Raw genomic sequence first — 12,816 nt, 5'->3', positions numbered from 1 at the left:
TCTAGTTTCATAGTCGATTGGGGAAACCCGATTTCGACATCGAAATCATAAGCAAATAAGAACTTTCTGCAGACAAGTGGCTGTGAATAAATCTACCGCACGTCTCAATCTCTACGTAGGCAGGTATTAGAAGATAGGATGAAAGCGTATGCTTTAATTAAGCTGCAAATTGATGGAGCAAAGGACTAAGTAAAAAAACGGAATACCCATCTACGAGAACAGAATGATCGATTCTGGTTTTCCCAAAAAAGCACTGAAAAAATCAGTTCTGTAACTCATCTAGCCGCCGGGCCAGGAAACGGCGCCCGGGTGCAAGTTGAGAAAGGTTAAAGGCCAATTGATAGGATGCCTTGGCTTCTGCGATCCTTCCCAGCCGACGGCATAAATCGGCCCGCGAGGAATGTGCCAAATGATAATCATTGAGCTCACCTCGCGCCAGTATGGCATCAATGAGCGCAAGTCCAGGCAAAGGACCATCCCGCATTGCCACTGCAACAGCACGGTTGAGTTCGATAATCGGTGATGGATCGAAGCTAAGCAGAATATCGTACAACGCAACAATCTCAGCCCAGTCAGTTGCCTCCGCACTGGCTGCATTGGCATGGACAGCAGCAATCGCCGCTTGTAATGAATAAGGACCAAAGCGCCTTGACGATAACGCCTGCTCCACCAACCTTGACCCTTCTACGATATAGTTTTGATTCCAAAGCGCGCGATCCTGCTCAGCCAGGAGTACCAAATCACCAGAAGGCAGGCAGCGAGCGGCACGGCGCGATTCCTGCAATAGCATTAATGCAAGCAGTCCTTGCGCTTCAGCTTCCGGCAACAATTCTACCAGCAACCTCCCCAAGCGAATGGCTTCTTCAGACAACTCCGGGCGAACTAGCGAGTCACCAGAGGATGCAAAGTAGCCCTCGTTGAAGATCAGATAAACAACGCGCAATACATTACCCAGGCGATCACGCAGCCTGTCCGCTGAGGGTACTTGATAAGGAATTCGTGCTGAACGAATTTTAGTTTTTGCACGGACGATGCGTTGCGCCAGGGTTGTGGGCGCTATCAGAAAGGCACTGGCAATGGCCTCAGTAGTCAGGCCACAAACTTCGCGCAATGTCAGTGCGATCTGAGCTTCAGGCAGTAAAGCAGGATGACAGCACGTAAAAATCAGTCTGAGGCGGTCATCTTCAATCCCCTCCCCATCCAGTCCCTCAGGGATATCGGCAGCAAGCCGCTCTTCAATGTCCTCTGGCAATTGCTCGAAACGAGCAGATCGCCGGATGGCATCGATGCCTTTGAAGCGACCCACCGAAACTAGCCATGCACGCGGATTAGCCGGGATACCATCGCTCGGCCACTGTTCGACCGCAGCCTTAAACGCATCATGCAATGCTTCTTCGGCCATGTCGAAATCACCCAGCAACCTAATCAAGGTGGCAAAAACATGCCGTGAATGATTTCGATAAATGACTTCGATAGCTTCATGTATCTCTGTAGCTTTACAAAACGCTTGAGACATGGGTTAAAACCTATTTGCCCTATATTCAGCTTAAATTGATGATGAGGATAGCCTAAGCCTAATATTGATAATGGCTTCAGGCTGAGCATCTCAACAGTTCTTCAATTGCCTAAATGAACATTTCTCCCAACCTACGATGAAAAGCAAATTAGTTTAATGCATACGCTTACGCAGAGCGAGTTCATCAATGTCAAAAAAAGTATCATCAACGATAATCACCCACTTCTGATGCCGAACTTTTTTCGGCTAGCTCGTGATAATTTTGCAAGGGGCTCTAAAAAATTACCTGATAAAACAATTCGTCCTAGCTGATATTTTTGGGTAACACCAAATATAATGGAATGGACGTATATGGACATGAATGTGATAAAGCCCTTACACTAACTTCACTGAACGCATAATATTATAAAACAGACAAAATAATGGATATCACTAAACTTATTAGGGCAGGCTCAGTTCTGATTTTATTAGGTATTTTAAGCACTTCCGGTCTTTCTCAAAACACCCCCTTGTCGATAAACTATACCCTGCCACCATTACAAAACCAAGGTGGCATAGAGTTTCTGACAGGTGGCATTGGCTCGGATGAATCCCAAGCGATATTACAGGAAGGAGGAAAATGGCCATTGATGCTCGAGTTGGCCAGAGCCAGTGCGCCTCGAGCGGAATATCTTAGCGATGTTCACATTACTATTAAGGATGCATCAGGCCTTACTGTACTGAAAACAGTAACCCGAGGGCCTTACCTACTCGCTAAACTTCCTCCCGGAAGATATTCGCTTGATGCTACATACGAAGGGAAAACACTACATCAAGACCTGAACCTGCAGAAAGAACATAAAAAAATTACGCTACTTTGGCCTGCTCCCAAGTTGTAGCTCTCTCCTACCGCGAGTAAGCTAATCAGAGCGGATATATGCTCGTGCATCCAGCCAATCTATAGTCTAACGATGCTATTATCAGTAATGCTATATTAAAAAACCAAGGATAATGTAGCATCTGCGGAAGTCGGCCATCTCAAGTCGATTACCTGACCCATGAGGATGATTATTTAATATCAAGTGGAATTTGGATTTCGATATTCGCTCCCCTATTACCATTGTTCTCACTCAAACCACCGCTGAATTTGAATTTCGTTCTATTATTTACAAGTATGTAATTAATTGCCCCGCCACCTCCAATTGTATTAACTCTTGCACTTACACCATGTCCGCTTGTACTGGAAAAACCACCACCAAATGAGTTCAGTTGCGGTCCTGTTATATAATTCGAAAAATTAGTATCTAACGTGATAGTTCCATTCGAATTTTTATGCATGTAATTTATTTTTCCATCACCTCTTTTAAAATTAATTACTGCATTTGCACGATATCCATTGGTGCTTGAGAACCCCCCACCTAATGACTTCATCAGTGGGCCTGTCTCCTCACTCGAAAAATTTGTATCAAATGTAAAAGCACCACTGTCTTTTTTATGCATGTAGTTTATTGTCCCATCACGTTTTTCTAGATTGACAGTCGCTTTTGTACGATGCCCGCTCGTACTAGAAAAATCACCACCAAATGATTTCATGCGATGCTCTGCCCCTGCATCCGAGAAATGGCTCTCAACTGTCACCGTTCCAACCGACTCAGATTTAATGGGTAAACGTATACTCTCTGCGTTTATTGTGTTAATAATAAACAGCATACTTAAACCATAAATTCTCATAACGGTATACATTTTTTACTCTGCCATCAAAATAGCCAAAACTCCTTTGTTAAGTGTCATAGAGGAATGACAACAAGACTATATAGAAGTGACAAAAAACATAACGAATCAGTAAAAATCTTTGCATTTATTTTAGACCATGATAGAAACAACTATGTTACCTAGCGCACAGAAGGGGAGTCACATCCACTTTATTATGATCCTTAGTCATTATTGAATTAATGATGTGGCTCATAGCACGCGAGCCGAGTACGGCTCGTTTTATAGATGTTTCAATTAATTATTGAGGAATTCATTATGAACAAGGATCAAGTAAAAGGCGAAGCAAAAGATATCGCTGGTAAAATTCAGGAAGAAGCAGGCAAGATGATTGGCAGCACAGAACAGCAAGCCAAAGGACTGCAAAAGCAGACTGAAGGTAAGATACAGAAAGGGGTTGGCGATCTGAAGGAAGCCACCACAGATCTGAAAGAAGCCATTAAGAAAGGATAAAAATTGCTGTCGAACAAACCCTGTAGAAAAACTTAAAACTGGCTATAGCCACCATGATATTGGTTCGAATGGCAGGCTGTTTATCGTTTGGTTCGGGTAAGACTGGCCCGCAAGGCCCACAAGGCGAGTCCGGAACCAAGGAAACGATCATTATCGTACCTGAGAAACAGAATTGAACCTATTCGGAAATAAATAACCAACCAACGCATGCTTATAGGTAACGCGCTAGCAGTGCTCTAAGCAGCCCTCCTTCGATCAATTCAGAAATCCATCTTCCAAACATATCCTGAGTCGGCTATTTCATTAAGCAGAATCTGGTGAAATAGCCGGGTTAAAAATTAAGTTCGTCACAAGTATTTCGTAGCAGTCACTGCAATGCCGCCGCATACCCTACCGTCGTGTTGAGCTACGCGATTAGCTCATAAAAAGGAATAGGGTAATTTCTTAAAAGTGATTTTGAATTATTTATTCAGTTATGTGCGTCAGCGTACAGAACAGTGGGCAACATACCAAGGATAATGAAAATTATAGAAATCATGAAATAGAAAGCCGCGACAACCTCCAAGTTAGAACTAAATAAAGCTTCAATATATTCAACGCAGGAGAAAAAATGTATGGATATCAAAAATAGATTAATTGTGCCGAGGCTAGAACCACAGTAGGAGACGAAATCGATGATAGCGTCGTTACCACAAGGTGAAGGCTGCGCTGTTGAATGATACGGGTCTGGATAGTTTAGCAATCAAAGTTGAAACACGTAAGGGCGAAGTTCAGCTCAGTGGATTTGTGGATAGCCAAAATCAAATGGATCGTGCTATAGCGGTGGCTCAAGAGGTCAAGGGCGTCAAAAGCGTAGTTAATAAAATGAGTCTTAAGTCTGGCGACACCAGCGTAGGCGTCAAGATAGATGACGGAGTCATTACTGCCAAGGTTAAAGCCGCACTCATTAGCGATCCCATCATCGAGAGTGCTGATATCAGTGTAGTGACACGTGATGGAGAAGTTCAACTCAGCGGGTTTGTAGAAAACCAAGCCCAAATTGACCGGGCAATAGAGGTTGCACAGGAGGTCGAGGGCGTAAAAAACATCCTCGATGAAATGAGCATCAAGCAGTAACAACCGTAATTTTAATGTAAGAAAGGAGCTACAAAATGAACTGGGATCAAATAGAAGGTAACTGGAAACAATTCAAAGGAAAAATCAAGGAACAATGGGGCAAGCTCACCGACGATCATCTCGACACGATTGCCGGGAAACGCGATCAGCTTGCTGGCAAAATCCAGGAATCCTACGGAATCAGCAAGGAAGAAGCTGAAAAGCAAATCGAAGAATGGGAAAGAAAACATAAAGATTAAGTAGCGCCCTCCTCCTGCGTAAAGCAGAGCAGCATGTTGCGAAAGCGACATGCTGTGCAACAGATTTTTATTGTCGGCCTAGCAGTCCGTGCACAGTAAATCATGAAACATTCAGAATTGCCGTGATCGCAACTAGCTTTGCGTCTACAATAAAAAATACCGGATTTCCCGGTAAGCTCTAGCGTAGTATTCCTTTAATACATTCAGGAGAAACATCATGTCTAAAAGAAAATCAATCATTTCTGCTGCAGTCGGTTCTGCTTTCGCTGTAACCCTCGGTATTGCACCCTTAGCTTCTGCTGCCGAAAATCCTTTCAGCATGCAACCAATGGAAAAAGGGTTTATGGTTGCCTATGGTGATAAGAAAGCAGGTGAAGGCAAATGCGGCGGTGAAGGTAAATGTGGTGAAAATAGGTGTGGTGCTAACATGGCTGACACCGATAAAGATGGCAAGGTTAGCAAGGAGGAATGGGATAAACACCACGATGCCATGTTCGAGAAAATGGATGCCAACAAAGATGGCGTTATCGATAAAGATGAGATAGAAAAATCGAAAGCAGAGAAAAGAAAAATGCATGGTGACAAGAAAAGCTATTAAGCTTTAATTAACCAGCAAAAGCAGGTTTCCGGCATGAAAAACAATTCATGCTGGAAACCTGCTCTATTTTAAGCTACTTATTTGCAACAAGTTTGAAGCAAGCAAAATGTGCGACCTATCCGTTACTTGTCATTATCCAACCCATATTGTTTTAATATTCACAAACTCACGAATGCCATGGTAGGACAATTCCCGGCCAAAGCCGGATGCTTTGATGCCGCCAAACGGCAAACGCGGGTCGCTTTTGACGATGCCATTGACAAAAGCCGCTCCCACAAGTAGCCGTCGGGTGATTGCTTCACCGTGCGCGATATTACGGGTCCATACGCTCCCACCCAAACCAAACGGAGTTTGATTAGCTAACTGAATTGCTTCCTCAGTGTTTCTCACGCGTACAATTGCAGCAACCGGACCGAATAACTCCTCATCGAAGGCGGGCATGCCTGGGTATACCCGATCCAAGATAGTGGGCGCGTAATAAGCGCCTTGCGTACCGATAGTTTCTCCTCCTGCCACAAGTATTGCCCCCATCGCTAGGCTGCGCTCGATTTGTGCATGCAGTGCGTCACGCAAATCTACGCGCGCCATTGGCGCGATGGTCGTGGATTCATCCTTAGGGTCACCCATGCGCAATTGACTTACCAATGTTTTAAAGTGTTCTAAAAAGAGATCAGCAATACCCTCCACAAGGATGAATCGCTTGGCAGCAATGCAACTTTGTCCCATATTCTGAAAACGGGCGGAGACTGCCTGGGATACCGTAAATTCAAGATCTGCATCCTCCAGCACAATGAAAGGATCTGATCCGCCCAATTCCAATACACATTTTTTCAAATGCTGGCCGGCAATTGCGGCCACTTTACGTCCGGCTGCACTGCTGCCGGTCAAGGTCACCGCTGCAATGCGTGGATCTGCAATGACCTTCTCGGCTTGTGTAGCCGAAATCATCAAGGTGCGAAAGGCATTCTCCGGAAAACCTGCTTCACGAAATGCTTCTTCTAGTGCGAGTGCACAGCGCGGGACATTGGAAGCGTGCTTAAGCACAACGGTATTGCCTGCCATCATTGCAGGCACAGCAGCGCGTATCAGTTGCCAGAAAGGGAAATTCCACGGCATGATACACAATAACGTACCCAAAGGTTGATAAATGACCCCACTGCGGCTGGCATCTGAGTCTATGATTTCCTCAGCCAAATAGGTTTTCGCATGCCCCGCATAATGTTCACAGCCGAGCGCACATTTGTCGATCTCTGCCCTGGCTTCTTTTAGTAATTTCCCCATCTCCTCGGTGATGAGTTGGGCGTAATCGTCTCGACGCTGACGCAAGACCTGGGCCAGATTGTGCATGTAAACTGCTCTCTGTTCGATATCGAGTGCCGACCAGTAGGCGTAAGCAGTGACGACACGGCTCAAGGTCGAATCGATCGTTTCATCCGACCAGAGGGGAAAGGAATCCAAGATTTGCCCTGTAACGGGATTGATCGAAAGTATAGGCATCAGCAAAAATCCTCAATAACAATTTAGCTTATTGCTGGAGCAGTCGAATAAACTCAGATATGGTCACAGGGCGGCCAAAATAATAGCCTTGCACCAGATCACATCCCTGTGCATAAAGAAAAGCCAATTGCTGTTCCGTCTCCACACCTTCCGCGACCACTTCCAGATCAAGTTTATGAGCGAGCGAAACACTCGCTTCCACGATTGCGGCGTCGCTGGTATCGCTTGTGATGTCACGGACGAATGTCTGATCGATCTTGAGCGCATCGAGTGGAAAGCGCTTCAGGTAAGCCAACGAGGAGTAACCGGTACCAAAATCATCAATGGCGATGCGGACGCCCAAGGCATGAATGGCTTCCAGCAATTCAGCTGCACTGACAGGATCGCGCATCAATATATTTTCTGTAATCTCGAATTCAAGTGCTTGATGGGGCATGCGCTCCTCTTTTAGCACTCGTTGCACCTTAGCGAGCAAATCAGCGTCGCCAAATTGGGCAGCAGAAACATTGATAGAAACGCGTAAATCGTTGAACCCCAATTTACGCCATTTGCGATGCATTCTACAGGCTTCATGCATCACCCATTCACCCACCGGAACGATCATACCTGATTTCTCTAGCAAGGGAATAAAATCGGCAGGCGAGACCAATCCGCGCGTAGGATGTTGCCAACGAATCAACCCTTCCGCTCCGATTATTCGGTTATCACGCAGGTCGATTTGCGGCTGATAGTGCAATACAAACTCCTCTTGTTCCATGGCGCGACGCAAATCAGCTTCCAATGCCAGCAGCTCATGACCACGAACGTTCATATTGGGCGCATAAAAACGGTATTGATTGGGCCCAGCCGATTTAGCCTGATACATGGCGATATCTGCATGACTCAGTAAATCCTCTATTCCTGTGCCATCATGTGGGTAAAGTGCGATGCCGGTACTGAACGTCACATAAATTTCTTGCGAGTTAACGATTATTGGCCGCTCGATTGCCTTTCGCAGCTTGCGCAGCACACCTAGGATATTTTCTGGATCATCGAGATCGCCAACGACGATAGTGAATTCGTCGCCTCCATGCCGCGCCACGGTGTCATTGGCACGCATACAACTGTGTAACCGTTGAGCCACCTGCTGCAGTAAACTGTCACCAGCTGCGTGTCCGAGGGTATCGTTAATACGCTTAAAGTGGTCCATATCCAGGAAAAGCACTGCGACATAGTGTCTATGCCGCCGCGCATGTTCCAGTGCGGTGGTAAAACGATCAACCAAAAAAAAACGGTTCGGTAGATTAGTCAAACGATCATGCGTTGCCTGATGCTGTAACTCAGCTTCAAAACGTTTTCGTTCAGAGATATCACGTGCGATGGTGGATAAAAACTCGATTTCTTGACCATTGTTCTTATGCGCCAATACAACTTGGGAAACAGGCAATTCTCTGCCGGCAGCAATCTGTAAGACCGTCTCTCCACTCCAAATTCCATCCTGACTTGCGGACTTGATAATCTCATCCATCATCTGTTGCGCAATATCCTTTCGGAATAGTGTTTGCATACGATATTGAGTAATATCTTCTCTCAGACTGATCCCCAGAAGCCGTCGCCCTGCACCATTCAAGTAACGAAAAACACCGCTCGGCTCAAATATGGCGACCAGGTCAGGCGTCGCTTCCAGAATAGCCGCCAGTCTCGCACGTTCTCGCTCGATATTGACCCGGTTCGTGATATCTCTACCGGTTGCGACATAATGCGTAATATGTCCTTGTTCATCCTTTAAAGGCGTTATTTCCTGTTCTTGATGAAAAAATTCTCCATTCTTGCGCCGGTTAACCAGCGTCCCTTTATAGATATTACCACTGACGATCGTTTCCCATAACTGACAGTAAACATTACGATCATGTTGGCCTGAACACAAAATGGCAGGTGTTTTCCCCTTAGCTTCATCGATGCTGTAACCGGTAAGCAGCTCAAACGCCGGATTCACATATTCGATATGCCCCTCCCGATCTGTGACGAAGACGCTGTCCGTTGTCTGGGTCACCACCAAAGATAGCTTGCGCAACAATTGATCAGTCTGACGACGCTCCCGGCGTGACCGGGCTTCACGCAGCTCGCGATCAATCGCGGGCAGTAAACGTCCCATGTTTCCTTTCATGACGTAGTCCTGTGCGCCATGTTTTAATGCTTCTACCGCTATTTCCTCACCGATCGTGCCGGAAATAAAAATAAAAGGGAGATCAGGGTCATGCTTGCGTACAATTTCAAGTGCATGAATGCCACTAAAGCCCGGCATGGTGTAATCAGAAAATACGATATCCCACGATTCCTGCAGCTTCAAGCTGACTTCCTGCTCAGTCGCTACCCGCTGCCAATCAAATTCAAGACCACCAGAACGAAGGAAGTCTACCAGCAATAGCGCGTCGTCTTCCAAATCCTCTATGAACAGAAAACGTAACAACGGTGAAGATAGCTGGGTTATCGACATACTTTTTCCCCAAGATCGGACTGTTACCGTCCAAATGGTGATTCATTCAATACCAACCAATAGAGCCCCAGTTGACCCGCAGCCTGGACAAAATCATCGAAATCGACCGGTTTACGCACATAGCTATTGGCGCCCAGCGCGTAACCTTTGAGACGATCTTCATCCTCGATGGACGAAGTCAAAATAACGGTAGGCAAAACATGGGTACGCTCATCGGCCCGAATTTGCCGTAATACTTCCAGACCATCGATTTTGGGAAGCTTCAGATCAAGTAATACGAGTACGGGCAGGTCAGCAGCATTCCGCTCTGCATAGATCCCTCTACAAAACAAATAATCGAGTGCTTCGACACCGTTGCGAGCGACCACCACTTTATTCCCGATTCGATTCGCTTCCAGAGCTTCTATCGTCAACAATGCATCGTCTGGATTATCTTCGACCAACAATATGGCCTTATCACTCATGCGCTCTCCTTTTCATCCAAAGTAAAATAAAAAATTGCACCTTGATTGACAGCGCTCTCTGCCCAGATCTGGCCCCCATGCTTATGAATGACGCGCTGCACCGTTGCCAGACCGATTCCCGTTCCAGGAAATTCGGCAGCATCGTGCAAACGTTGAAAAGCGCCAAATAATTTATCGGCATAAGCCATATCAAACCCTATACCATTATCCCGAACAAAGTAAACAATTTGTCCACCCTTCAGCTCCTCCCCTACTTCAATAGAAGCTGCTTGCGCATGAGCAGTGAATTTCCAGGCATTACCCAGCAAATTATCCATCACCACGCGCAACAACCGTGCATCCCCATAGGCCATCAAGCCGGATTGTATTTGAATACATACCGTTCGTGCCGGATCATCCTGTTGCAAGATTTGCAACACCTCATTTGCCATCTGAGTCAAATCGACTTCTTCCCGCTTGATCTCCGTACGACTGACGCGCGACAATTTAAGCAAATCATCGATCAGGGCACCCATGCGCTGTGCTGCAGCGCGTATCCGCCTAAGCCGGTCTCTTCCTTTTTCATCGAAATGATCAGCGTATTCATCGAGCAACGTGCGACTAAAACCATCCATGGCGCGCAGTGGCGCACGCAAATCGTGAGAAACAGAATAGCTGAATGCTTCCAGCTCGCGGTTGATGGTTTCGAGTTCCTTGGAACGCGCTTGTAGACGCTCGTTCAATTGTTGAATCTTATGTTCACTCTGCTTACGCATACTGATATCTTCCAGAATACCGTCGAAATAGATTCCGCCTGATTCATTTTTTTTCATGACAGCCGACAAAGCCGCATAAAACTCCCGTCCCTTCAAGGTTTTTAAACGAACTTCTTCACCCTTGACGTAGCCATCGTGCAAAACCTTACCGATAAATCGATTGCGTTCAGCAAGATCGCAATAAGATTCTCTGAAATGATGAGTGAGCAGTTGCTCTGCCGATTCTGCTTCAAAAATATCGACCATCGCCTGATTGACTTCAAGGAACTGTCCTTTTTCATCCGGCTTGTTACGATAGACCCCTACCGGCAAATTGTTGACGAGACCATGGTAGCGCATTTCTACCTGTCGTTGCATTTCCTCAGCCTGCTTGCGTGAGGTAATATCACGAATAATACTGGTAACCAATAACCCTTGATCCGTTTGTAAAGGACTCAAACTGATCTCCACCGGGAATTCGCTACCATCCTTGCGTCTACCAAAGAGTTCTAGCCCAGCCCCCATCGGCCGAGTTGCCGGTTTTCCAGCATAGCGATCCCGTACCTTCACGTGGCCCGAGCGGAAGCGTTCGGGTATGAGTTGCTCGATATGGTTCCCGAGCAACTCATCGCGTGTATAACCGAACCATTGCTCAGTTTGTGAATTGACTAAAGTGATAACCCCGCGTTGATCGACAATGACAATACCATCGGGCGCCGATTCGAGCAGCCCCCGAAACCGGATTTCACTCGCGCGGACCGCAGCTTCGGCTTGCCGACGGCGTACTATATAATAAGCGATGATCCCACTGACTAGCGCCAGCACAAATGTCAATCCAATAAATGCGATGACAAGATTGCGCTCATTTTCAGCGGTACTGGCCGCAATCACTGAAGGCGGCACATATGATATCAATACCCATCGTTCTTCTTCTGCATTCACGTTATTTTGCGCTTCTGCTGGGCTGATCTTAGAATAAGTAAATAACCCTTTCTCGTGCTCCCATTGTCCGAGTTGAGGTCCTTGCATAATTTCAGACCAAATCTCTTCACCGAATTCGCGCTCAAAGCGCACTGCCTGACGGTCTTGATACATAAATCCCCATTCAGTTCCCGGATCTGGACCCAATAACCAGTAGCCCGCCGCATTAAGTAACCATAGGCTACCCAGACTTTGCTCTGAAATAGCGCGTAAACGATTAAGTAACCGATAGCCTTGGTAATTGAGTACAACGAGACCCCGTTTCTGTCCATCATCATCGAATACCGGTGCACTGAAGCGTATCGTAGGACTAATGGGTTCTTCTATTACACCCTGTTCGATATTGAGATCGAACGGTGATATCAGAACCGCTTTTTCATCCAGCGCAAGCGTATTTCGCACGTAGGGGGACTCTGACAGGTCTTGTAAGCTTGCTAACTCTATAAACGAATGGCCATCATGAAAATTGATGCGCACTCTCTCATAGCCATGTTCATCCAAAAAGCGGATTTGGTCATAGTGCGGACGGCGTTTTGCAAAAGCCAGGAAGTCATGTGCAAGGCGTGATTTTGCCTCGGAATCATGGGTATCCAACCAGTGTTGTAAGGATGAATGTTCTGCAAGATAAAGTGCATCGCCGACGAGTACGCTCAGCGCAGCGTCTATAGAACGTTTCCCCATCTGGATTGATTGGCGCTCGTTTGCCTGCAAAATGGCTAGCGCGGCATCTGCTTGTGTGCGAAATAGTATCCATAGCACCACAACCAGCAATAAAACCAACGGCAACCACAAGCGCAGAAAATACTGCAAGAATTGATAACCCCATTTAGGTGTCTTCATTGCGCTCCTTTATCAGCTCAGCGGCTGATGATTATTTATCTTACTTGCACACGCTATTTTTGTTCACTCGGGATTGCCAAAAACTCTCCGAATAGTTTCGATATAATATTATTATATGTCAAATGGATATAATGTTAATTTGAAATTCTATTG

Annotated in this window: 11 protein-coding genes; 5 read left to right on the top strand and 6 right to left on the bottom strand. The window is 46.1% G+C overall.

Annotated elements, in window-relative coordinates; all coding sequences use genetic code 11:
* Positions 1-262 precede the first annotated feature (262 nt).
* Entirely contained in the window at positions 263-1,516 is a 1,254-nt protein-coding gene (locus C8R30_RS00300; RefSeq protein WP_107789258.1) for an RNA polymerase sigma factor, read from the bottom strand.
* A 422-nt stretch (positions 1,517-1,938) separates the two neighbouring features.
* Between C8R30_RS00300 and C8R30_RS00295 the strand changes: the two genes are divergently transcribed.
* Positions 1,939-2,394, top strand: coding sequence for a carboxypeptidase-like regulatory domain-containing protein (locus tag C8R30_RS00295; protein WP_090665909.1), 456 nt, complete (start codon positions 1,939-1,941; stop codon positions 2,392-2,394).
* Positions 2,395-2,563: 169 nt separating this feature from the next.
* Here the strand turns inward: C8R30_RS00295 and C8R30_RS00290 are convergent, their stop codons facing one another.
* The gene (locus C8R30_RS00290) at positions 2,564-3,238 is read right to left on the bottom strand and encodes a hypothetical protein (RefSeq protein ID WP_090665907.1); all 675 of its coding nucleotides are present in this window, start codon (positions 3,236-3,238) and stop codon (positions 2,564-2,566) included.
* 285 nt (positions 3,239-3,523) lie between these two features.
* Here C8R30_RS00290 and C8R30_RS00285 point away from each other — a divergent pair, with 285 nt between their 5' ends.
* The 4 genes from C8R30_RS00285 (at position 3,524) to C8R30_RS00270 (ending at position 5,671) form a co-directional block, all read left to right on the top strand.
* Positions 3,524-3,718: a CsbD family protein gene (locus C8R30_RS00285; RefSeq protein WP_107784521.1), complete on the top strand. Its 195-nt coding sequence runs from the start codon at positions 3,524-3,526 to the stop codon at positions 3,716-3,718.
* A gap of 711 nt (positions 3,719-4,429) precedes the next feature.
* On the top strand, positions 4,430-4,834 hold the full coding sequence (locus C8R30_RS00280; protein ID WP_239654060.1) for a BON domain-containing protein: 405 nt from the start codon (positions 4,430-4,432) through the stop codon (positions 4,832-4,834).
* Between the two features lie 35 nt (positions 4,835-4,869).
* On the top strand, positions 4,870-5,073 hold the full coding sequence (locus C8R30_RS00275) for a CsbD family protein (RefSeq protein WP_090665905.1): 204 nt from the start codon (positions 4,870-4,872) through the stop codon (positions 5,071-5,073).
* A 217-nt stretch (positions 5,074-5,290) separates the two neighbouring features.
* Positions 5,291-5,671: an HvfA family oxazolone/thioamide-modified RiPP metallophore gene (locus C8R30_RS00270; protein ID WP_090665903.1), complete on the top strand. Its 381-nt coding sequence runs from the start codon at positions 5,291-5,293 to the stop codon at positions 5,669-5,671.
* Positions 5,672-5,803: 132 nt separating this feature from the next.
* Here C8R30_RS00270 and C8R30_RS00265 read toward each other — a convergent pair whose 3' ends face one another.
* The 4 genes from C8R30_RS00265 to C8R30_RS00250 are packed head-to-tail and all read right to left on the bottom strand — an operon-like array spanning position 5,804 to position 12,663.
* A complete protein-coding gene (locus C8R30_RS00265; RefSeq protein WP_107784520.1) occupies positions 5,804-7,168 on the bottom strand; it encodes an NAD-dependent succinate-semialdehyde dehydrogenase in 1,365 nt (454 codons plus the stop codon).
* 28 nt (positions 7,169-7,196) lie between these two features.
* Positions 7,197-9,644: an EAL domain-containing protein gene (locus tag C8R30_RS00260; RefSeq protein ID WP_090665899.1), complete on the bottom strand. Its 2,448-nt coding sequence runs from the start codon at positions 9,642-9,644 to the stop codon at positions 7,197-7,199.
* A 23-nt stretch (positions 9,645-9,667) separates the two neighbouring features.
* A complete protein-coding gene (locus C8R30_RS00255; RefSeq protein ID WP_090665897.1) occupies positions 9,668-10,108 on the bottom strand; it encodes a response regulator in 441 nt (146 codons plus the stop codon).
* Positions 10,105-12,663, bottom strand: coding sequence for a PAS domain S-box protein (locus C8R30_RS00250; protein WP_107789257.1), 2,559 nt, complete (start codon positions 12,661-12,663; stop codon positions 10,105-10,107). The genes C8R30_RS00255 and C8R30_RS00250 overlap by 4 nt, the downstream gene beginning before the upstream one ends.
* Positions 12,664-12,816: the final 153 nt, after the last annotated feature.

This window comes from Nitrosomonas nitrosa, assembly GCF_003051105.1.
Taxonomy (GTDB): Bacteria; Pseudomonadota; Gammaproteobacteria; order Burkholderiales; family Nitrosomonadaceae; genus Nitrosomonas; species Nitrosomonas nitrosa.
The sequence above is the reverse complement of the archived record's forward strand: the minus strand, read 5'-3'. Positions and strand labels throughout refer to the sequence as shown.

Excerpts from the sequence above, each read along its gene's own strand:
- C8R30_RS00300 (WP_107789258.1), bottom strand. The coding sequence starts at position 1,516 with ATGTCTCAAGCGTTTTGTAAAGCTACAGAGATACATGAAGCTATCGAA.
- C8R30_RS00295 (WP_090665909.1), top strand. The coding sequence starts at position 1,939 with ATGGATATCACTAAACTTATTAGGGCAGGCTCAGTTCTGATTTTATTA.
- C8R30_RS00290 (WP_090665907.1), bottom strand. The coding sequence starts at position 3,238 with ATGTATACCGTTATGAGAATTTATGGTTTAAGTATGCTGTTTATTATT.
- C8R30_RS00285 (WP_107784521.1), top strand. The coding sequence starts at position 3,524 with ATGAACAAGGATCAAGTAAAAGGCGAAGCAAAAGATATCGCTGGTAAA.
- C8R30_RS00275 (WP_090665905.1), top strand. The coding sequence starts at position 4,870 with ATGAACTGGGATCAAATAGAAGGTAACTGGAAACAATTCAAAGGAAAA.
- C8R30_RS00270 (WP_090665903.1), top strand. The coding sequence starts at position 5,291 with ATGTCTAAAAGAAAATCAATCATTTCTGCTGCAGTCGGTTCTGCTTTC.
- C8R30_RS00265 (WP_107784520.1), bottom strand. The coding sequence starts at position 7,168 with ATGCCTATACTTTCGATCAATCCCGTTACAGGGCAAATCTTGGATTCC.
- C8R30_RS00260 (WP_090665899.1), bottom strand. The coding sequence starts at position 9,644 with ATGTCGATAACCCAGCTATCTTCACCGTTGTTACGTTTTCTGTTCATA.
- C8R30_RS00255 (WP_090665897.1), bottom strand. The coding sequence starts at position 10,108 with ATGAGTGATAAGGCCATATTGTTGGTCGAAGATAATCCAGACGATGCA.
- C8R30_RS00250 (WP_107789257.1), bottom strand. The coding sequence starts at position 12,663 with ATGAAGACACCTAAATGGGGTTATCAATTCTTGCAGTATTTTCTGCGC.